This window comes from Polymorphospora sp. NPDC051019, from assembly GCF_040683055.1.
GTDB classification, from domain to species: Bacteria; Actinomycetota; Actinomycetes; order Mycobacteriales; family Micromonosporaceae; genus Polymorphospora; species Polymorphospora lycopeni.
The window spans coordinates 99,474-119,502 of sequence record NZ_JBFBCH010000022.1 but is presented as its reverse complement, the minus strand read 5'-3'; the positions used below and the strand labels follow the sequence as shown (position 1 = coordinate 119,502).

18 protein-coding genes are annotated in these 20,029 nt (G+C 73.6%); 8 read left to right on the top strand and 10 right to left on the bottom strand.

Annotated features, from left to right (window positions below; translation table 11 throughout):
• Nucleotides 1–51: 51 nt before the first annotated feature.
• The 4 genes from AB0M79_RS29850 (at nucleotide 52) to AB0M79_RS29835 (ending at nucleotide 5,042) form a co-directional block, all read left to right on the top strand.
• Nucleotides 52–495: a helix-turn-helix transcriptional regulator gene (locus AB0M79_RS29850; RefSeq protein ID WP_364220001.1), complete on the top strand. Its 444-nt coding sequence runs from the start codon at nucleotides 52–54 to the stop codon at nucleotides 493–495.
• A 10-nt stretch (nucleotides 496–505) separates the two neighbouring features.
• Complete coding sequence (locus AB0M79_RS29845; protein WP_357540330.1) at nucleotides 506–916, top strand: VOC family protein; 411 nt, start codon at nucleotides 506–508, stop codon at nucleotides 914–916.
• Between the two features lie 148 nt (nucleotides 917–1,064).
• Entirely contained in the window at nucleotides 1,065–3,449 is a 2,385-nt protein-coding gene (locus AB0M79_RS29840; protein ID WP_364219998.1) for an excinuclease ABC subunit UvrA, read from the top strand.
• A gap of 567 nt (nucleotides 3,450–4,016) precedes the next feature.
• Entirely contained in the window at nucleotides 4,017–5,042 is a 1,026-nt protein-coding gene (locus AB0M79_RS29835) for a tyrosine-type recombinase/integrase (protein ID WP_357540326.1), read from the top strand.
• A 22-nt stretch (nucleotides 5,043–5,064) separates the two neighbouring features.
• Here AB0M79_RS29835 and AB0M79_RS29830 read toward each other — a convergent pair whose 3' ends face one another.
• Nucleotides 5,065–5,232, bottom strand: a complete 168-nt coding sequence (locus AB0M79_RS29830; RefSeq protein WP_364219995.1) for a RidA family protein — start codon at nucleotides 5,230–5,232, stop codon at nucleotides 5,065–5,067.
• A 30-nt stretch (nucleotides 5,233–5,262) separates the two neighbouring features.
• Between AB0M79_RS29830 and AB0M79_RS29825 the strand changes: the two genes are divergently transcribed.
• Together AB0M79_RS29825 and AB0M79_RS29820 are read left to right on the top strand one after the other, a co-directional pair.
• Entirely contained in the window at nucleotides 5,263–5,865 is a 603-nt protein-coding gene (locus AB0M79_RS29825) for an ABATE domain-containing protein (RefSeq protein WP_364219992.1), read from the top strand.
• 155 nt (nucleotides 5,866–6,020) lie between these two features.
• A complete protein-coding gene (locus AB0M79_RS29820) occupies nucleotides 6,021–6,752 on the top strand; it encodes an alpha/beta hydrolase (protein ID WP_364219989.1) in 732 nt (243 codons plus the stop codon).
• A 72-nt stretch (nucleotides 6,753–6,824) separates the two neighbouring features.
• Here the strand turns inward: AB0M79_RS29820 and AB0M79_RS29815 are convergent, their stop codons facing one another.
• Entirely contained in the window at nucleotides 6,825–7,316 is a 492-nt protein-coding gene (locus AB0M79_RS29815) for a hypothetical protein (protein WP_364220052.1), read from the bottom strand.
• Nucleotides 7,317–7,333: 17 nt separating this feature from the next.
• The gene (locus AB0M79_RS29810; RefSeq protein ID WP_364219986.1) at nucleotides 7,334–8,422 is read right to left on the bottom strand and encodes a MerR family transcriptional regulator; all 1,089 of its coding nucleotides are present in this window, start codon (nucleotides 8,420–8,422) and stop codon (nucleotides 7,334–7,336) included.
• A 128-nt stretch (nucleotides 8,423–8,550) separates the two neighbouring features.
• On the opposite strand from AB0M79_RS29810, the gene AB0M79_RS29805 reads away from it, so the two are divergent.
• Nucleotides 8,551–11,337, top strand: coding sequence for an SNF2-related protein (locus tag AB0M79_RS29805; RefSeq protein WP_364220049.1), 2,787 nt, complete (start codon nucleotides 8,551–8,553; stop codon nucleotides 11,335–11,337).
• The gene (locus AB0M79_RS29800) at nucleotides 11,334–12,143 is read left to right on the top strand and encodes an SWIM zinc finger family protein (RefSeq protein WP_364219983.1); all 810 of its coding nucleotides are present in this window, start codon (nucleotides 11,334–11,336) and stop codon (nucleotides 12,141–12,143) included. Before AB0M79_RS29805 ends, AB0M79_RS29800 begins: the two co-directional genes overlap by 4 nt.
• Before the next feature lie 81 nt (nucleotides 12,144–12,224).
• On the opposite strand, the gene bla is transcribed toward AB0M79_RS29800, so the two are convergent.
• The 7 genes from bla to AB0M79_RS29765 all read right to left on the bottom strand — a co-directional run bounded on the left by bla (nucleotide 12,225) and on the right by AB0M79_RS29765 (nucleotide 20,029).
• Nucleotides 12,225–13,172, bottom strand: coding sequence for a class A beta-lactamase (bla, locus tag AB0M79_RS29795; RefSeq protein ID WP_364219980.1), 948 nt, complete (start codon nucleotides 13,170–13,172; stop codon nucleotides 12,225–12,227).
• A gap of 92 nt (nucleotides 13,173–13,264) precedes the next feature.
• Complete coding sequence (locus AB0M79_RS29790) at nucleotides 13,265–13,606, bottom strand: RNA polymerase-binding protein RbpA (protein ID WP_357540311.1); 342 nt, start codon at nucleotides 13,604–13,606, stop codon at nucleotides 13,265–13,267.
• Between the two features lie 221 nt (nucleotides 13,607–13,827).
• Entirely contained in the window at nucleotides 13,828–15,048 is a 1,221-nt protein-coding gene (locus tag AB0M79_RS29785; protein WP_364219977.1) for a hypothetical protein, read from the bottom strand.
• A 58-nt stretch (nucleotides 15,049–15,106) separates the two neighbouring features.
• A complete protein-coding gene (locus AB0M79_RS29780) occupies nucleotides 15,107–15,661 on the bottom strand; it encodes an FxsA family protein (RefSeq protein ID WP_364219974.1) in 555 nt (184 codons plus the stop codon).
• Nucleotides 15,662–15,718: 57 nt separating this feature from the next.
• The gene (locus AB0M79_RS29775; RefSeq protein ID WP_364219971.1) at nucleotides 15,719–16,510 is read right to left on the bottom strand and encodes a polyprenol monophosphomannose synthase; all 792 of its coding nucleotides are present in this window, start codon (nucleotides 16,508–16,510) and stop codon (nucleotides 15,719–15,721) included.
• A complete protein-coding gene (gene lnt, locus AB0M79_RS29770; protein ID WP_364219968.1) occupies nucleotides 16,507–18,189 on the bottom strand; it encodes an apolipoprotein N-acyltransferase in 1,683 nt (560 codons plus the stop codon). The genes AB0M79_RS29775 and lnt overlap by 4 nt, the downstream gene beginning before the upstream one ends.
• Nucleotides 18,190–18,697: 508 nt before the next feature.
• A complete protein-coding gene (locus AB0M79_RS29765; protein WP_364219965.1) occupies nucleotides 18,698–20,029 on the bottom strand; it encodes a glutamate mutase L in 1,332 nt (443 codons plus the stop codon).

Below are 20,029 nucleotides of genomic sequence, written 5' to 3'. Positions count from 1 at the left end.
CACCCCGACCACGCTGGGCAACCCCACCACCGCCATGGCACCATCACGCACGTGACCAGCAACTCCGCCACGACGCAGCACCTGCGCGACCTCGCCCGCCTGCGCCGCGTCCGGGACCGGATCGACCGGGAGTACGCCCGGCCGCTGGACGTCGAGGCCCTCGCCCGCGGCGTGAACATGTCCGCCGGACACCTCAGCCGCCAGTTCCGGCTCGCCTACGGCGAGTCGCCCTACTCCTACCTGATGACCCGACGCATCGAACGCGCCATGGCCCTGCTCCGCCGCGGCGACCTCAGCGTCACCGAGGTCTGCTTCACCGTCGGCTGCGCCTCACTGGGCACCTTCAGCACCCGCTTCACCGAACTCGTCGGCGTCCCGCCCAGCGTCTACCGCCGCCAGGCCGGACACGCCACCGCGGGAATCCCGTCATGCGTCGCCAAACAGGTGACCAGACCGATCAGGAATCGAGAAGCAGCAGCCAACGGCCACAACTAGCGTGACCGGCATGGACATCACCATTCACCACACCTTCCTGCCGCAGACCGACCCCGACGCCGCCCTCGCCTTCTACCGCGACGCCCTCGGCTTCGAGGTCCGCAACGACGTCGGCTACAGCGGAATGCGCTGGATCACCGTCGGCCCCACCAACCAGCCCGGCACCTCCATCGTCCTGCACCCGCCGGCCGCCGACCCCGGCATCACCGACGACGAACGCCGCACCATCACCGAGATGATGGCCAAAGGCACCTACGCCAGCGTCGTCCTGGCCACCCACGACCTCGACAGCACCTTCGAACGCCTCCAGGCCAGCGACGCCGAGGTCGTCCAGGAGCCGACCCAGCAGCCGTACGGAATCCGCGACTGCGCCTTCCGCGACCCCGCCGGCAACATGGTCCGCATCCAGGAACTCGGCTGAACCCACGAAACGACCGATGACCGCCGACCCCCGCGCCCGGCGCCGCCACGACACCGAACACCGGCGCCGGGCGGGGGAGCGGGGCGACCGGCCCGCCACGCACCAGGCGACGCCGCCACCGCGGCCCCGCCCGACAGATGGAGACACGATGAGCAAGGCCACGACGACGCAGCCGCCCGCGCCACACATCGCCGACAGCCACGACCTGATCCGCGTACACGGCGCCCGCGAGAACAACCTCAAGGACATCAGCGTCGACATCCCCAAGCGCCGACTCACCGTCTTCACCGGCGTCTCCGGGTCCGGCAAGAGCTCCCTGGTCTTCGGCACCATCGCCGCCGAATCACAGCGGATGATCAACGAAACCTACAGCGCCTTCGTCCAGGGCTTCATGCCGACCATGGCCCGACCCGACGTCGACGTACTCGACGGACTGACCACCGCGATCATCGTCGACCAGGAACGGATGGGCAGCGACCCACGCTCCACCGTCGGCACCGCCACCGACGCCAACGCCATGCTCCGCATCCTGTTCAGCCGCCTCGCCAAGCCACACATCGGCTCACCCCAGGCCTACTCCTTCAACGTCGCCTCCATCTCCGGCGCCGGAGCCGTCACCGTCGAACGCGGCGGCACCACCACCAAGGAACGACGCAGCTTCAGCATCACCGGCGGCATGTGCCCCCGCTGCGAGGGCCGGGGAGCCGTCAACGACTTCAACCTCGCCGCCCTCTACGACGACACCAAATCCCTCAACGAGGGCGCGCTGACCGTACCCGGCTACAGCATGGACGGCTGGTACGGCCGCATCTACCGCGGCTGCGGCTTCCTCGACCCCGACAAGCCGATCCGCAAGTACACCAAGAGGGAACTGCACGACCTGCTCCACAAGGAGCCGACCAAACTCAAGGTCGAGGGAGTCAACCTGACCTACCTCGGACTGATCCCACAGATCCAGAAGTCGTTCCTGGCCAAGGACGTCGACGCCATGCAGCCGCACATCCGCGCCTTCGTCGAACGCGCCGTCGTCTTCACCACCTGCCCCGAATGCGGCGGCACCCGCCTCAACGAAGGCGCCCGATCCTCCAAGATCAAGGGGATCAACATCGCCGACGCCTGCGCGATGCAGATCAGCGACCTCGCCACCTGGGTCCGCGACCTCGACGAACCGTCGGTCGCGCCACTGCTGGCGAAGCTACGGCACACCCTCGACTCCTTCGTCGAGATCGGACTCGGCTACCTCAGCCTCGACCGGCCCTCGGGCACCCTGTCCGGCGGCGAGGCACAGCGCACCAAGATGATCCGCCACCTCGGCTCCTCGCTCACCGACGTCACCTACGTCTTCGACGAACCCACCATCGGCCTGCACCCGCACGACATCCAGCGGATGAACGAACTACTGCGGCAACTGCGCGACAAGGGCAACACCGTCCTCGTCGTCGAACACAAACCCGAGACGATCGCGATCGCCGACCACATCGTCGACCTCGGCCCCGGCGCCGGCACCGCCGGTGGGGAAGTGGTCTTCGAAGGCACCATCGACGCCCTACGCGCCAGCGGCACCCTCACCGGACGGCACCTGGACGACCGGGCCAGCCTCAAACCCTCGGTACGGACACCGTCCGGAGCACTCGAGGTACGCGGCGCCAGCACCCACAACCTCCGCGCCGTCGACGTCGACATCCCGCTCGGCGTGCTCGTCGTCGTCACCGGCGTCGCCGGCTCGGGAAAGAGCTCACTGATCCACGGCTCGGTCGCCGGCCGCGACGCCGTCGTGTCGGTCGACCAGGCCCCGATCCGCGGCTCGCGACGCAGCAACCCGGCGACGTACACCGGACTGCTCGACCCGATCCGCAAGGCGTTCGCGAAGGTCAACGGCGTCAAGCCCGCCCTGTTCAGCGCCAACTCCGAGGGCGCCTGCCCGGTCTGCAACGGCGCCGGCGTCATCTACACCGACCTGGGCATCATGGCCACCGTCGCCAGCACCTGTGAGGAGTGCGAGGGAAAGCGGTTCGACGCGTCGGTGCTGAAGTACCACCTGGGCGGCCGCGACATCAGCGAGGTCCTGGCGATGTCGGTGACCGACGCCGAGAAGTTCTTCGGCGCCGGCGAGGCGCACACACCCGCCGCACACAAGATCCTCGAACGGCTCGCCGACGTCGGGCTCGGTTACCTGAGCCTCGGCCAGCCGCTCACGACACTGTCCGGCGGCGAACGGCAACGGCTCAAGCTGGCGACCCACATGGGCGACAAGGCCGGCGTGTACGTCCTCGACGAGCCGACCACCGGCCTGCACCTCGCCGACGTCGAGCAGTTGCTCGGCCTGCTCGACCGGCTCGTCGACGCCGGTAAGTCGGTCATCGTCATCGAGCACCACCAGGCGGTCATGGCGCACGCCGACTGGATCATCGACCTGGGGCCGGGGGCCGGCCACGACGGCGGCCGGATCGTCTTCGAGGGCCCGCCCGCGGATCTTGTCGCCGCCCGTTCCACCGTCACCGGCGAGCATCTGGCGACGTACGTCGGGAGCTGACCGCCGCCGACGCAGGCGGAGGAGACGGGGTTGGCGTGACGCTCGACCGCCACGAGAGGAGAGCGTCGCGCCGGGAACGGCGGTGGGACGCCGGTTCGGTACGACGCGGCGTGCCGGCCGGCTGCCGGACAGGGCGTGAGTGCGGGCGTACCCGAGCGGGACCGCCGGGCCGGCTGGGCGCGCACGTTCAGGGAAGGCGGGAGAGGGCTGCCTGAGCGCGGTCCGACCCCTGATCTGAATGTTCGATAATGTACATTATGTCAACCAGAGCATTATCGGGGGCTCGGAAATCGGCGGCACCCGCCCCCGGGGCGCGTTGATCAAGGAGTTGTGTTTTCGCATAGGTGTACGAGTCGGGCATGCTTTCTCCTTGATCGCGGCGGCCAGTACGGGTCGGCGGCCCCGTCGGTCGGCACGCGCGGCGCAGCAAGGGCACAGCGCGTGGTGCGCGGCCCGCGGGGCGCGATCGGGCATCACGCGGGGCCGGCCGTCGGCGGAAATGAGTGAGGCGTCCCCCGAGCGGCTGGCCGGTTCTCAAGAAGCGGTGAATGCTGCATAATATTCCTTATGCATGACAAACAGGACGAAACCGGCGAACAGCGGGTAGTGGTCCTCATCGAGGAGTTCCTGACGGCGCGGGCGGCGCGCAAGCCGTCACCGCACACCCTGGAGGCGTACCGGCGCGACCTGCTGTCGGTCGCCCGTCTGGTCGCCGAGGATCCCGACACTCCCCTCCCCCTGGCCAGCCTGCCGATCTCGGCGCTGACCGCCCGTACGCTGCGGTCCGCGTTCGCCCGGTTCGCCGCCCCGCGCGCGGTCGCCTCGGTCTACCGGGCCTGGTCGACGTGGAACACGTTCTTCACGTTCCTGGTCGCGGACGCGGTGGTGGCCGGCAACCCGATGCCGGCGGTCGGGAAGCCGTCCGCTCCCCCGGCGCTGCCCAAGCCGCTGCGGGGCGAGGAGACGCCGGAGCGGCTGCTGGAGGCGGTGGCGCGCGACGACGACCGTCGGCAGCGGCATCCGTGGCCGGAGCGGGATATGGCGGTGATCGCGCTGGCGTTGTGTGCCGGGCTGCGGCTGTCGGAGCTGCTGGCGTTGCGGGTGGGGTCGCTGGCGGGCCGGCCCGGCGAGCGGCGGGTCGAGGTGGCGGGTAAGGGTGGCCGGGCGCGGGTGGTGCCGGTGGAGCCGGAGTTGGACGCGGTGGTGTCGGCGTACCTGGAGAGTCGGGTGCGGCGGTTCGGGGCGCGGTCGGTGGGGCGTACGTCGGTGTTGCTGGTGGATCGGCACGGTGAGCCGTTGCGGCGCGGTGGGCTGCAGTATCTGGTGGAGTCGTGTTACCGGCGGGCGGGGATCACGGATCGGGTGCCGGCGGGTGCGCAGTTACACGCGTTGCGGCATACGTTCGCGACGCGGTTGGCGGAGGACGGGGCGAGCGCGTCGGAGATCATGCGGTTGTTGGGGCATGCGAGTCTGACGACGAGTCAGAACTACATCGACGTGACGGCGGGTCAGCAGCGGGCGGCGGTGCGGGCCAACCGGACGAACCAGTCGTTGGGTCGGTTGCTGGCGTCGGTGGTGCCGTCGGGGTCGTGAAGGTACCTGTCCCCTGGGCGGGTCAGACGACGGCGACGGCGTCGATCTCGACGAGGAAGCCGGGGCCCAGGCCGGCGACGACGTGGACGGTGATGGCGGGCGGTGGGTCGGCCGGGTTCCACGCCTGTTGGAAGGCGGCGAACCCGTCGTTGATCGCGTGGCCGTCCGCTACGGCGATGGTCCAGTGCACGATGTTGGCGAGGCTCGCTCCCTCGCTTTCATGCGAGCGGACGCAACCGGACGGGTGCTGCACGACCCCAGGGGAGGGTCGTTCTGGTTCGACGCCGGAGCGCTCTGCCTGGACTTCGCCCACACCGGCGGCGAGGGCCGGTATGCGGTGTTCGAGACCCTCCACGAGCCGGCCGATCTGGCCGAATGGCTGGCCCAGCCACCGCTGGCCGCGGTCCTGACGGTCCCCGCGACGGCCGGCGAGCTGACCGCGGCCAAGGCGCTGCGGCAGGCGATCTGGGAGGCGGCACACGCCCGGGCGGCACGGCGCGCCCTCCCCTGCGGCGCGGTCGACGTGATCAACCACGCCGCGGCCGCGGCGTCGCTGGTGCCCGAACTCGCCGCCGACGGCACGACGGCGCGATGGGCGACGCCGGTGGGAGCCGCGCAGGCGCTCTCGACGCTGGCGCGGGAGATGATCGGCCTGCTGTCCGGGCCGCTGTCCGAGCGTTTCCGCGTGTGTGCCGGCGACAACTGCCCGCTGGTGTTCGTCGACTCCTCCCGTCCCGGCGCCCGGCGGTGGTGCGCGATGGAACGCTGCGGCAACCGCCACAAACTGCGGGCTCTGCGCGCCCGGCGGGCCACCGAGCCCTGACGGCCGGGCGGTGTCGTCGTGATAGTTTCGGCGACGCCGTGCGCCGCTGTGAGTCGAGGAGGTGAGACCGATCAACCCTGTGACAGGTCGGGACTCCCTCCCCCGCATGGTCTAGGGAGTGCCCGCACAAGGCATCCCGAAAGGCTCGACATCCTGTGCGCTTCACCTTCGAGACGTCGTCGGACGGCGTCCGTGAACAGCTGTTCACCCTCGGCGAGATTCCCGGCGTGCTGTGGACGCCGGACGGCGCCACCGGCCCCCGTCCCCTGGTCCTGATGGGACACGGCGGCGGCCAGCACAAGAAGGCGCCCGGCATCGTGGCCCGGGCGCGCCGCTTCGTGGTCGGGTGCGGTTTCGCGGTGGTGGCGGTCGACGTGCCCGGTCACGGTGACCGGCCGAAGGACCCCGAGTACGACCGGATCGCGACCGCGAACCAGGCCCGGGTGGCCGCCGGGGCGGAGCTGGCTCCGCTGATCGCGCGGTTCCAGGCCCTGGTGGCCCGGCAGACCGTTCCCGAGTGGCGGGCGGTTCTGGACGCGGTCCAGGACCTCGACCGGGTCGGTGCCGGCCCGGTCGGCTACTGGGGTGTGTCGCTGGGGTGCGGGCTCGGTGTTCCGTTCGTCGCCGCCGAGCCCCGGGTCCGTGCGGCGGTGCTGGGCCTGGGCGGGGCGCTGGCATCGGCCGAGGTCGCCGCGCGGGTCACCGTGCCGGTGGAGTTCCTGTTGCAGTGGGACGACGAGCGGGTGCCGCGGGCCCAGGGGCTGGCGCTGTTCGACGCCTTCGGTTCGGCGGAGAAGACGTTGCACGCCAATCCGGGCGGGCACGGCGAGGTCCCGGCATTCGAGGTGGACAGCAACGTTCGGTTCTTCGCCCGGCATCTCGGCTGATCCGGACGTGTGCGGCGGCGTGCCGGTCGGGGTTCGTCCCGGCCGGCGCGCCGGGTCGGCTGCCGTGGGCGGTCAGCCGTTCGAGGACGGGTGGGATGCGAGGCGGTGCGTCGACCCCGCCGCCAGGGCCCGGGTGACGTGCTGGATGCCCCCGCGGATCATGTCGCCGTACGGGTCGTCGGGCAGGTGTTCGACGAGGCTCCGGGCGGTGGTCAGGTGCTCGCGGGCGAGGGCGGTGTTGCCCAGGCGCCGGTGGTCGTCGGCGAGGCTGAGGTGCAGTGACGGCAGGAAGCCCTGGACCTGGAGCGAGGAGTGGTACCGCTTCGCGCGTTCGTCGGTGAGGTCGGCGACGGCCGCCAGGGCGCGTTCGTCCCACAGCAGTTCGGCTTCGGTGGTGTCCTGCAGGTCGGCGAGGTGGTGCGCGAGGGTGCAGCGGTGGAGGGCGTCGCCGGTGGCGCCGATCTGGTCCCACAGGGCGGTGAGGGTGTCGCGGGCCTGGACCTTCTGTCCTGATCGGCCGAGTTCCACCGCGGCGGCGATGCTCGTCATGGTCGCGTCGGGCATGGTCTGCGCCGGCTGGTTCACGGTTCTCCTTGTGGTGCGGGCGGGGTGGTTGCCTTGACCGGCATGGCCAGGGTGGTGAAGTCGCCGTCGTCGGCCGAGCGGACGACGACGGGCCGGTGGGGTCGGGTGATCTGGAGCATCACGTCGGGGCCGACGCTGGCCGACAGGGCCGGATGCAGCGTGGTGAACCGGAAGCTGATCGCCACCGGTTCGCCGGTGGTGTCGGCGGGGACCGTGACGGACGGCCGGTCGTGGGCGGACGACGTGATGGTCAGGCCGTCGCCGACGAGGAGGTCGAGGCGGGCTCGCGGGTCGTCGCCGAGGGCGGCCAGGAGCCGCTCTCGGGGGGCGACGACCCGGGTCAGGGGTTCGGGCGGGTCGTCGAGGACGACCCGGTAGGACGGGTACGTGCCGTCGATCGTCGGCAGCAGCCGTTCGCCGCCCGGCCCGTCGAGCCGGACGTGGGAGTCGGCGAGCCGCAGCCGTACGCTGGTCTGCTCGCCGATCCACGGCCGTGCGTCTTCGAGGTGCGGGGCCGCGACGACCGCCGCTGCGGGCTCTCGGCGGCCTCTGACGGTTATCGACCTGGCCGCCAGCCGGTACCGGTCGGTGGCGATCAGGCGGAGTTCTCCCGCCGTCGTCTCGATCAGGACTCCGCCGAGCACGGGGATCTCGCCGGTGGTGTCGGCGGCCGGGGCGACCTGCCCGATCGCCTGGGCCAGTGTTCGGCCGGGGACGGTGACGACGTTGCCCGTGCGGTCGCGGATCAGGGTCAGCGCGGTGGTGGCGGTGGCGCGGGCGACCTCGACGGCGCGTTCCAACGTGCGCAGGTGGGCGGCCAGGAGTTCCTCGGCCGCTTCGGCCGGGCCCGCGAGCAGTCGTCGTACGTCTTCCAGCGGCAGTCCCGCCTGCCGTAGTTGGCGGATCAGGACGACCTCGTCGATCTGGTCCGGCGAGTAGTACCGGTATCCGGTGACCGGGTCGACGGCGTCGGGGCGGACGAGGCCGCAGTCGTCGTAGAACCGTAGTGCGCTCGTGGTGACGTCGGTGGCCCGGGCGAACGCCCCGATCGTCATCCGGTCGTCTTGTTCCCTCACGCCGCCCATCGTGGGGCTTCGAGCGGCGTGAAGGTCAACCCGGTGGAGGAGGCTGTGCCGCTGGCGTGGCTACAATGGTCGGACTCCGTACGGCGTACTGAGTTTGGTTGACGGATCCGGGGGCGGGCGTGACGACGATGTGGCGGCGGTGCGCGGTGGTCTTCGAGCCGGCGGACCCGCCGCGGGCCGGCCGGCTGGCGTTCTGGTCGCCCGACGGCGGCCCGCCGCCCGACGACGTACCCGGCGACGGCGGTGAGCTGACCGTGGCGGTCCCCGACGGTGCCGGCGTCACCGTGTCGACGGTCGCCGCCCGCCGGCTACCGGTCGGCACGGCGCTGCCCCTGCTCGCCGAGGCGGGTGCGCAGGCCGACGCGCACCCGGCGGCCGCGTTCTGGTCGGCGGCCGCCGACGTGGCGTTGCACCTGGTGGCGCGGGGGCGGCTGCTGCCCGGGGTCTCCCCCGCCGGCTTCGACGCGTGGCGGGTCGGCCCGCTCGACGCCGACGACGTCGGACGCATCGGTGCGCTGGGTGCGGCGATGCCCGGCTGGGCACGCGCCGTACCGGTGCCGGACGTCGGCGGGGTCCGGCTGCCGGCGGCGTACCCGCTGCTGCGGGCGTTCCTGGACGCGGTCGCCGACGACCTGCCGCGCGACCGGGACGCGGACGGGACCGCGTACGCCGGCCGGGCGCCGCGGCGGGTCGACGGGCTGCGGGACTGGGCGGCCGAACTGGCCGCCGGCGTCGACGCCGGGGTACGGGTGTCGCTGCGGCTGGAGGTGCCCGGCGGTGATCCGGCGGCCGGCCCGTGGCAGGCGGTGGTCCAGGTGCACGGGCTGGCCGATCCGGGGCTGGTCGCCGACGTGGCGCCGGTGTGGGCGGGGGCGGCCGCCGGGTTCGACGCGCGGGCGCCGCAGGACGTGGTGCTGGCGGTACGGCGGGCGGCGCGGGTGTGGGAGCCGCTGCGGCGGCTGCTGTCGGGGCCGGTGCCGGACCGGATGGTGCTCGGCGACGACGAGGTGGCCGAACTGGTCGACGGTGCGGCGCGCCGGCTGGCGGCGGCCGGGGTCGCGGTGCGCTGGCCGCGGGAGGTGGAGCGCGACGTGTCCGTACGGGCCCTGGTCGGTGCGGGCTCCGGCGGTTCGGGAGCGGCCGGTGGCCGGGTGTTCGGTGCCGGTGCGCTGCTGTCGTTCGACTGGCAGGTGGCGCTACGGGGCGAGCCGCTGACGGCGGCCGAACTGGAGGTGCTGGCGGCGGCCCGGCGGCCGGTGGTGCGGTTACGGGACCGGTGGGTGCTGGTGGCTCCGGAGGTGGTGGCGCGGGCGCGGGAGGGGTCGTTGCCGGCGGTGGCGGCGGTGGACGGGCTGGCGGCGGTGCTGTCGGGTTCGACGGTGGTCGGCGGGGAGCCGGTCGAGGTGGTCGCCGACGGCTGGCTGGCGCGGCTGCGGGAGCGGCTCGCCACCCCGGACAGCGCCACCCCGGACGGTGCCGGGCCGGATGCCGGCGTCGCCGTACCGGCCGGGCTGACGGCGACGTTGCGCGACTACCAGGTGCGTGGACTGCGGTGGCTGGTCCGGATGACGTCACTGGGGCTGGGGGCGTGCCTGGCCGACGACATGGGACTGGGCAAGACCGTCACGTTGATCGCGCTGCACCTGCACCGGCAGGCCGATCCGGCGACGGCGGGCCCGACGCTGGTGGTGTGCCCGGCGACGCTGCTCGGCAACTGGGAGCGGGAGGTGCGCCGGTTCGCGCCGGGGGTCGAGGTGTCGCGGTTCCACGGCCCCGACCGGTCGCTGGAAGCGGTGACGGGCGGGTTCGTGCTGACGACGTACGCGACGATGCGGCTGGACGCGGCCCGGCTGGCACGGTTCGGGTGGGCGCTGGTCGTCGCCGACGAGGCACAGCACGTCAAGAACGCCGGCTCGCTGTCGGCACGGGCGCTGCGGCTGGTCGCCGGCGGCGCGGGGGCACGGGTGGCGTTGACGGGTACCCCGGTGGAGAACAACCTGGACGAGTTGTGGGCGATCCTGGACTGGGCGACGCCGGGGCTGCTGGGTCCCCGTACGGTGTTCCGGCGGCGGTGGGCCGATCCGGTGGAGTCCGGTGACGAGGCCGCGGCGCGCGGTCTGGCGCGGCTGGTGGGCCCGTTCCTGCTGCGGCGGCGCAAGTCGGATCCGGACGTGGTGCCGGAGTTGCCGGCGAAGACGCAGACCGACCGGCCGGTGGCGTTGTCGGTGGAGCAGGTGGCGCTGTACGAGGCGGTCGTCCGTGAGGCGTTGGCGCGGCTGCCGGATACGGCCGGGATGGCCCGCCGGGGTGCGGTGGTGTCGCTGCTGACCGCGTTGAAGCAGATCTGCAACCACCCGGCGCAGTACCTGAAGGAGGACGAGCCGGTCCTGGCCGGCCGGTCGGGGAAGCTGGAACTGCTCGACGAACTCGTCGACGCGATCGTGGCCGGTGGCGGCGCGGTGCTGGTCTTCACCCAGTACGTGGCGATGGGGCGACTGCTGCGCCGGCATCTGCGCGGGCGCGGGTTCGGGTGCGAACTGCTGCACGGCGGCACGTCGTTGCCGCGCCGGCAGGAGCTGGTGGACCGGTTCCAGGCCGGTGCGGTGCCGGTGTTCGTGCTGTCGTTGAAGGCGGCCGGGACAGGGCTGAACCTGACCCGGGCCGATCATGTCGTCCACTTCGACCGGTGGTGGAATCCGGCGGTCGAGGACCAGGCGACCGACCGGGCGTACCGGATCGGGCAGACCCGGCCGGTGCAGGTGCACCGGCTGGTCGCCGAGGGCACCGTCGAGGACCGGATCGCCGCGATGCTGTCGGCGAAGCGGGAACTGGCCGACGCGGTGCTGCACTCCGGTGCGGCGGCGCTGACCGAGCTGTCCGACGCGGAGCTGGCCGAACTGGTGGTGCTGCGGTGAGCGGCGACCGGGTGCGGGGCTTCCCGGCGTTCGGGCGCGGCGGCCGCCGCGTGCGGCAGTTCGCGGCGTCGTGGTGGGGCCGGGCCTGGGTACGGGCGATGGAGGAGACGGCGCTGGACGCCGAGCAGCTGCGCAAGGGCCGCCGGTACGCGTACACCGGGCACGTCGGGTCGATCACGGTCTCCCCCGGCCGGCTGGCCGCGCCGGTGTACGGCGACGACGGGGCGACGTACACGACGGTGGTCCACGTGGAACGGCTCGCCGACGCCGGCTGGGAGCGGCTGGCCGACGAGGTCGCCGGCAGTGCCGGCTACCTGGCGGCGCTGCTGGACGGTGAGGTGCCGCACGACCTGGTGGCGGCGGCCGGCGACGCCGGCGTGCGGCTGCTGCCGGATCTGGGCGACCTGCAGCCGGAGTGCGACTGCGCGGACTTCGAGTTTCCGTGCCGGCACGCGGCGGCGTTGTGTTACCAGGCGTCGTGGCTGCTGGACGCCGACCCGTTCGTCCTGCTGCTGTTGCGGGGCCGGGGGCGGGCCGAGCTGTTGGCGGGGTTGCGGCGGCGCGGCGCGGCCGGCTCGCCGGCCACCGCCCCGCCGGAGCCGGCCGCGGACGGGCCGGTCGGGGTGGACGCGGTGGCCGCGTACGCGGGCGGGCTGCCGGCGCTGCCGGTGCCGCCGCCCACCGTGGCCGCCGACCCGGCCGGTGGCGTGGTGTTCCCGGCGGCGCCGGGCGTCGATCCGGAAATCCTGCGCCGGGCGGTCACGGCCGCCGCCGGGCGGGCGGCGGCGCTGCGCGACCGGCGGTAGCCGGCGGCACGGATGGAGGCGGGTATGGCCGGCGTGGCCGGCGTCACGGGTGCAGGTGGGTATGGCCGGCGGTAGCCGGCGTCACGGGTGCAGGTGGGTGACGACGATCCGGGTGGCCTCGGCGATGAGGGCGTTGTCGTAGCCGGCGTCCTTACGGTCACGGCTGGACAGCACGGCGACGACGATCGGTGCCCGGCCCGGCGGCCGCAGGACGGCGATGTCGTTGCGGGTGCCGTAGCCGCCGGCCCCGGTCTTGTCGCCGACGGTCCAGCCGTCCGGCACACCGGCACGGATCAGTTCGTCGCCGGTGGTGTTGCCGGCCAGCCAGCCGTTGAGGATGTCGCGGTCCTCGCCGGACAGGGCGTCGTCGACGGCGTACGCCCGCAGGCTCGTGGCGAGCGCCCGAGGTGTGCTGGTGTCCCGCCGGTCGCCGGGGGTGGCCTGGTTGAGGTCGGTCTCCCAGCGGTCGGCGTCGGTGCTCGTGTCGCCGACGCGCCGCAGCGCCCGTTCGAAGCCGTCGGGGCCGCCGAGGTGGCGTAGCAGCAGGTTCCCGGCGGTGTTGTCGCTGTAGCGGACGGCGGCGTCGCACAGGGCGCGCAGGGTCATGCCGGTGTCGACGTGTCGTTGCGTGACCGGGGAGTGGGTGACGAGGTCGGCGCGGGTGTAGCGGACGGTCGCGTCGAGTTGCGCGGTCGTGGTCGTGTCGAGGACCGCGGCGGCGGCGAGGGCCTTGAACGTCGACGCGTACGCGAACCGTTCGTCGGCCCGGTACGACACGGTGCGGCCGGAGCCGGTGTCGACGGCGTGGACGCCGAGCCGGGCGTCGTACGTGGTTTCGAGGTCGGCGAACGCCGCGTCGGCCGCCGGCGCGTCGGCGGCGGCGGTGGTCGTGGCGGCGCCGGGTGTGGCGGTGGGGCCGGATGTGCCGGGTGTGGTGGCGGGTTCGGGGCCGGCGCAGGCGGTGGTCAGCAGGACGACCGCCGCGGCCAGCACGCCGACGCCCCGTACGGTGCCGTTCCCGGTCGACATTCCACCACCTGGTCCTTCGGTAGGCGCCACGACACCGAACCGCCCCCGGCAGGCCGGAACGGGCCTGCCGGGGGCGGTTCGACAAGACACGGTCAGCGGCCGCCGCGGCGGGCGCGGACCTCCTCCAGCCGCTCGTTCAGGATGTCCTCCAGTTCGGCGATCGAACGCCGTTCCAGGAGCATGTCCCAGTGCGTACGCGGCGGCTTGGCCTTCTTCTGCTCCGGCTCGCTGCCGTCGACCAGGCGTGCGACGCTGCCGTCGAACTTGCACTCCCAGGTCGTGGGGACCTCGGCGTCGACGGCGAACGGCACCTCGAACTGGTGGCCCTTCAGGCACAGGTACTCGCGGGTCTGGCGCGGAGCGAGTTCGGTGTTGCGGTCGGACTCGTAGCTGACTGCTCCCAGACGGCTGCCGCGCAGCATGCGCTCGCCCATGATCGGCTTTCCCCTCGGTCGTGGTGCTGGTGTTCCGTACGTGGTGCGGTGGTGGCCCCGGTCGGCCGGATGCCACCTGACAACCTTCTCGCTGAATGTAACGACCTGCGACAGCCCGGCGATTCCCGCCGGGCGGTGTCGGACAAACGCTCCGAGGATAGCCGGAACCCGCCACCGGCCGCCCGGTCATCCGGGGTGATACTGCCCGCTACCGCGTGCGCCTACACCGACGGTACGGCGCCGGCCGCCGCCCCGTCGACAGGTGGCGGCGCCCCGGACGGCCGGCTGGCGGCACCCAGCGCCGCCAGCGCCGCCGCGAGATCGGTGACCTGGCCGGACAGCTGCCCGGCGCGGGCCTGCGCGGCGTCGGCGTCGGCGCGCGCCGCGGCCAGCCGTACCGCGAGCTGGTCGGCGTCGGCGCGGGCCGCCGCGGCATCGGCGGCGGCGGCACGCAGCTCGCCGGCGACCCGGTCCCGTTCGGCGCGGGCCGCGTCCCGGTCCCGGACCGCGGCGTCGGCGACCGTACGGGCCCGGGCGGCGTCGTCGTCGGCCTGCCCGGCCCGGGCCCGGGCCTGCTCGGCGTCACGGGTCGCCTCCTGTGCCCGCGCCCGCGCCGCCGCCGCCTCGTCCCGGGACCGTTCGGCCTGCGCGACCGCGTCGGCGGCCGCCTGCGTCGCCCGCTGCGCGTCGGCGCGGGCGGTGTCCCGATCGGCGACCGCACCGGCCAGGTCCCGGCGCAGCCCGGCCACTTCCCGGCCGGCCCGGTCGGCGTCGGCGCGGGCGGCGACCAGCTCGCCGCGTACGGTGTCGCGGTCCTGTTCGGCACGCTCCCGCAGCGCTTCGGCGGCGCTGGCCTGCCCACGGGCGGTGTCCCGCTCGACGACGGCGGCCTTCGCCGCCGAGATCGCCTGCGCGGCCTGCTCCCGCGCCCGGTCGGCGTCGGCGCGGGCCTCGTCACGGGCCGACCCGGCGGCCGCAGCCTGCTCACGGGCCTGGCCGGCGGCGCGGGCCGCGGATTCGGCGTCGGCGCGGGCCTCGTCACGTTCGGCGTGCGCGGCCGCGACCCGGGCGGCGGCGGCCGCGTCGGCCTCGGCCAGCCGCCGCTCCACCCCGGCCGGCGACAGTTCGGCGTGCAACGCCTCGGTGAGGGTGCCGACGACCTGGTCGAGCCGGTCGACGGCCTCCCACGTCCGGGCGACCTGACCGGCCAGGCCCGGCGAGTTACGGTGCCGCATCCGGGTGTTACGGGACTCGCGCTGGCAGGCGCCGTCGTTGTCGCGGCAGTACCGGAACGGCCGCCCGGCCGCGGCCCGCTGCGGCACCGGCCGCCCGCAGTGCGCGCACGGCCGCGTCTCCGTGATCTCCCCGTCCGGCCCGGTCCGCGCCACCTCCGGCGCGGTGTCCCCGTCCGCCGTCGTACGCCCGTTTCGCATCGTCGTCATCGCCGGCAGATCCTACGTGCGGGCCGACACCGCCGGCCGGAAACGGTCGGGCGTGTCGTCAGCGGCGCGGCGGGCCGGGCTCGACGATCTCGCCCTCGATGACCTCGCTCGGCCCGGCCGGCTCCGGAGCCGGCTCACCGGGCGGCGGCTTGGTCAGGGTCGGCCCGGCCGGCTCCGGCGCCGGCTCACCCCGGTGCACCCGCACCCGGCGGGGCCCGAACAGGTCACCGGCGACCGCCGACGACACCCGCCGCTCGGCGGCGCCCTGGACCCGGCGGCGGGTCAGCCGACGTACCGGCGGCACCGTCAGCAGCAGCCCGGCCGCACCCGACACCAGACCCGGCGCGGCCAGCAGCAGCCCGGCGGCGAGGCCGACGACGCCGTCGGTGACCTGCTCGCCGGGCGGCGCACCCGACTGTGCCGCGTCCCGGAACCCGCGCCAGGCGCGCAGCCCCTCCCGGCGCAGCAGCCACATGCCGAGCACCGACGCCGCCAGCCCGATCAGGATCGTCCACCCGAACCCGATGGCCCGGCCGACGAACACGAACACCACGACCTCGACGACCGCCAGGGCCAGCAGGGCCAACGGCACGTAGCGGAGCCTGCCGCGCATGTCAGCTCACATCCCGAAGCTCGGTGTCCAACCATTCAAGCATGACACGCGTACCGGTCACGGCCAGCGCGCGTGGGCGTCGGTACGGGACCGCACCGCCTTCGTCACCGCGTCCCGCCGGTCCCGGGCACCCCACATCGTGACCCGCCACAGCGCCTCACCGACGATCAGGGTGCTCATCTTGCTCGCCCCCCGCTCCCGCTCGGCGAACGTGATCGGCACCTCCACGATCCGCAGCCCGGCCCGGTGCACCCGCCGCGACAACTCCACCTGGAACGAGTAGCCCTGCGACGCCACCGACTCGAAGTGGATCTTCTCCAGGGCCGGCAGCCGGTAGACCCGGTAGCCGCCGGTCGCGTCGTGGACCGGCATCCCCAACGCCAGCCGCGTGTACAGGTTCCCGCCGCGCGACAGCAGCTGCCGGTGCCACGGCCAGTTCACGACCTTCCCGCCACGCACCCACCGCGACCCGATCACCACGTCGGCGTCACGGGCCGCGTCCAGCAGCCGCGACAGCTCCTCCGGGGCGTGCGAACCGTCGGCGTCCATCTCCACCACCGCGTCGTAGCCGCACTCGCGGGCCAGCGCGAACCCCGCCACGTACGCCGCACCCAGCCCCTGCTTACCCGGCCGGTGCAGCACGTGCACCCGCGGATCGTCGGCAGCGATGGCGTCGGCGACGTCACCGGTGCCGTCCGGGCTGTTGTCGTCGGCGATCAGGACGTCGACCGCCGGCACCGCCCGCCGCACCCGCGAGGTGATCACGCCGACGTTGTCGGCCTCGTTGTACGTCGGGATGACCACCAGCACCCGGCCCACCCCCGGGTAGCCGCCCACGTCGTCGCTCACCGTTCCTCCGTATCCTCACCGGCGCCCGCCACGACCGCCGTACCCGCGCCGGCCGGACGGGCCCGGCGACGCCACACCGCCGCGACGGCGACGACCGCACCGGCACCCACCACCAGCAGCACCTCCGGCCACAACCCGACCCGCGTCGCGACCGTGCGCCCCTCCCGCAACTCCAGCTCCCGCACGATCACCTCGGCGGTGTTGAACCCGGTGCCCTGGAATACCCGCCCGTCGACCCCGACGAACCCCGACACCCCGACCGTGGACGCCATCAGCGCCTGCCGGCCGTGCTCGACCGCCCGCAGCCGCACCATCGCCAACTGCTGCCGCGCCTCCGCCTCGTTGAACGTCGCGTTGTTCGTCTGCACCACCAGCAACTGCGCACCCCCGACCACTGTGTCGCGCACGATCCCGTCGTACGCCACCTCGAAACAGATGACGTCACCGACGACCGCCGGCCCCAGCGGCAACACCCCCGGCTCCGACCCCGGCACGAAGTCCGACGCCACCCGGTCGACCTCCTTGCTGACCATGCGCGCGATGTCCCGCAACGGCACGTACTCCGCGAACGGCACCGGATGCCGCTTGACGTACATCCGCTCCCGGTCGACGCCGACCCCCGGCAGCCACACCAGGCCCACGTTGCGGACCTGACCCGGTTCCGGCCCCCGCAACACCGCACCGACCAGGATCGGCGCCCCGATCGCGTCGGCGGCCACCGAGATCCGCGCCGCCGCGTCCGCGTTCCGCAACGGGTCGATGTCGCTGGAGTTCTCCGGCCACACCACCAGGTCCGGCCGCTCCTGCTCGCCGGCCGCGACCCGCCGCGCCAACTCGACGGTGCCGTTGACGTGATTGTCCAGCACCGCCCGCCGCTGCGCGTTGAAATCGAAACCCATCCGCGGCACGTTGCCCTGCACCACCGCCACCACCGCCGTACCCGTCGTCGGCGTACCACCGACCGGCACCACGAACCCGGCCCCGACGACCGCCACCGCACCACCGAGCCCGGCCACGACCGGCACCAGCGCGGCCCGGCCCACCGGCCGCCACGACCGCCACAGCGCCGCCACCACGAACCCGCCGGCGACCGCGACCGCGAACGTCACCAGCGGCGCCCCACCGACCGCCGCCAGCCGCAGCAGCGGCGACTCGTCCTGGCTGAACGCCAGCCGACCCCACGGGAACCCGCCGAACGGGGTCCGGTCCCGCAACGCCTCCTGCGCCACCCACAACACCCCGGTCACCGCCGGCCACGACCACCGCGCCCGGTCCACGACCGGACTCACGTACGCCGCCACCGCACCCAGCAACCCCAGGTACGCCGACTCCAGCCCGGACAGCAGCAGCCACGGCAGATTGCTCAGGTGCAGGTTCGTCCAGGACAGCAACGGCACGAAGAACACCGCACCGGACAGCGCCCCGTACCCGAACCCGGCCAGCGGCCGCCGCCGGTGCACCGCCACCGCGAACAACGCCACCCCGACCGGCGCCAGCCACCACCGGCCGTACGGCGGAAACGACACCAGCAGCGCCAGCCCCGCCCCGACCGCCGCCAGCAGCGACAACCACCACGGCAGCGGCCGGCCCGGCACGCCCCCGCCCACCGCACCGACGTCACCCGAACCCGACCGGTCCACACCGGCCGTCCGCACCATCGCCACCCGCGCCTCACCCATGACCCGGCCGCGCCGGCACACCCCGGCGACGGTCCATCCCCGCAACGCTACCGGGCCGCAAAACCACGCCCCGCACAAAGCCGCACGCAACGGACGACCAGCGGGTTCACCACCACAAACGGAAATCGGGGCGTGACCGTAACGGTCACGCCCCGATGCTCCCAGGCCCCTCCCGGCCGGTGCGGCAGTGGCGACCCACCCGACCTTCGGACCGACAAGACGGTGGCTGGCTGCCCCCGTCAGGCCGTTGTCTACTGGCCGCGTAATTCCCCCTGCCCGTACACCGGTAAGTCGCAGCCGGTTCGCGCCGCCCCGCCGACCCCCGCCCACTGGACCTGGCCGTGGCGACAGTTGCCGCGCGGCCAGCAGACGAAGGGACGAAGCGAACAACAGCCGCTTCCCGTTGTAGGACTCAAAGACGGTACGTGCCACCCCCCAGGACCTGTCAACAGCCGCAACGGCAGACATCGCGAACATCGGCGTGTCGCCCTGGCGTGTTGCGCCCGGATCACCTGTCCGACGTACCAGCCAACCCCCGCGCCAACCCCGCCGCCGCCACCGGAAACTCCTCCGCCAACAACCCCACCGCCGCCAACACGTAGTCGACGTCGACAACCGTCCGCGGCGCCCGCGGCACCGCCCACCCACCGGCATGATCCGCCAACGCCGCCGCCAGCACCCCCGCACCACCACGGGTGTGCCGCAACACCCCGCCCGAACCGACCACCAGCCGCACGTCCCGCAGATCCCGCGCCGCCCGCTCGCCACGCCCACCACCACGGGCATGCCGGCGCAACGCCACCGTCACCGCCAACTCCGCGATCCGCAGATCCACCACACCACCCGCCCCCGCAAGCGTCGACGGATCCGCCGCCAGACCCGCCGCCGCCACCACCAACCCCTCACCCTCACCGGCGGCCAGCAACCGCTCCTGCTCCGCCGCCGCGACCACCCCCGGCGCACTCCACCGCATCCCCAGATCACCCTCGACCGTCCGGGCCCGCCACCACATGCCGGCCACCTCCCGCCCCGGCCCCGTCGCCCGCTCGTCCGGAGTCAACACCGAATACACGTCCGTGGTCGCCCCACCCACATCCACCACCAGCAGGTCACCACCGACCTGCCCGGCAAGGACCTCCACCCCGGTCAACACCGCGTCCGGGGTCGCCGCCCGCACCAGCGACGCGAACCGCGGCCCCCGCGACAACCGCTTACCGCCGATCACATGCCGCAGAAACACCCCCCGGATCGCCGCCCGCGCCGAACCCGGCGCCAGCACCCCGATCCGCGGCAACACGTTGTCGGCCGCCGACACCGGCACCCCCCGCCCGGAAAGCACCGCCACCACCTCGTCACGCACCTCGACGTTGCCGGCCACGACCACCGGCACCCGCCACCGCGCCCGCGCCAACCGGCCCGCGTTGTGGACCAGCACCTCCGCGTCACCACCATCGGTGCCACCGACCAGCAACACCACGTCCGGCCGCGCCGCCCGCAACGCCGACAACCCCGCCGCATCCAGCCGGCCCGCCGCCACATGCACCACCCGCGCCCCCGCCGACAACCCGACCCGGGCCCCGGCCTGCGCCGTCACCAGCTCCTCGTAACCGACCACCGCCAGCCGCAGCCCGCCACCGGCCGACGAACACACCAGCCACGGCACATCCGTGCCCCGAAGACCGGCGGTCGCCGCCGACACCACCGCGTCCAGGCCGTGCAACACGTCCGAACCCACCGTCGTCGGCCCCGACGCCGACCCGACCAGACCACCACCGGCCAGGTCGACGACCGCCACCTTCGTGAACGTCGACCCGACATCGGCACAGACCGCGTACGTCAC

Coding starts and splice junctions, on each gene's coding strand:
- AB0M79_RS29845 (WP_357540330.1), top strand. CDS start 506: ATGGACATCACCATTCACCACACCTTCCTGCCGCAGACCGACCCCGAC.
- AB0M79_RS29840 (WP_364219998.1), top strand. CDS start 1,065: ATGAGCAAGGCCACGACGACGCAGCCGCCCGCGCCACACATCGCCGAC.
- AB0M79_RS29835 (WP_357540326.1), top strand. CDS start 4,017: ATGCATGACAAACAGGACGAAACCGGCGAACAGCGGGTAGTGGTCCTC.
- AB0M79_RS29825 (WP_364219992.1), top strand. CDS start 5,263: ATGCGAGCGGACGCAACCGGACGGGTGCTGCACGACCCCAGGGGAGGG.
- AB0M79_RS29815 (WP_364220052.1), bottom strand. CDS start 7,316: ATGCCCGACGCGACCATGACGAGCATCGCCGCCGCGGTGGAACTCGGC.
- AB0M79_RS29810 (WP_364219986.1), bottom strand. CDS start 8,422: ATGGGCGGCGTGAGGGAACAAGACGACCGGATGACGATCGGGGCGTTC.
- AB0M79_RS29805 (WP_364220049.1), top strand. CDS start 8,551: ATGTGGCGGCGGTGCGCGGTGGTCTTCGAGCCGGCGGACCCGCCGCGG.
- bla (WP_364219980.1), bottom strand. CDS start 13,172: ATGTCGACCGGGAACGGCACCGTACGGGGCGTCGGCGTGCTGGCCGCG.
- AB0M79_RS29790 (WP_357540311.1), bottom strand. CDS start 13,606: ATGGGCGAGCGCATGCTGCGCGGCAGCCGTCTGGGAGCAGTCAGCTAC.
- AB0M79_RS29785 (WP_364219977.1), bottom strand. CDS start 15,048: ATGACGACGATGCGAAACGGGCGTACGACGGCGGACGGGGACACCGCG.
- AB0M79_RS29780 (WP_364219974.1), bottom strand. CDS start 15,661: ATGCGCGGCAGGCTCCGCTACGTGCCGTTGGCCCTGCTGGCCCTGGCG.
- lnt (WP_364219968.1), bottom strand. CDS start 18,189: ATGGGTGAGGCGCGGGTGGCGATGGTGCGGACGGCCGGTGTGGACCGG.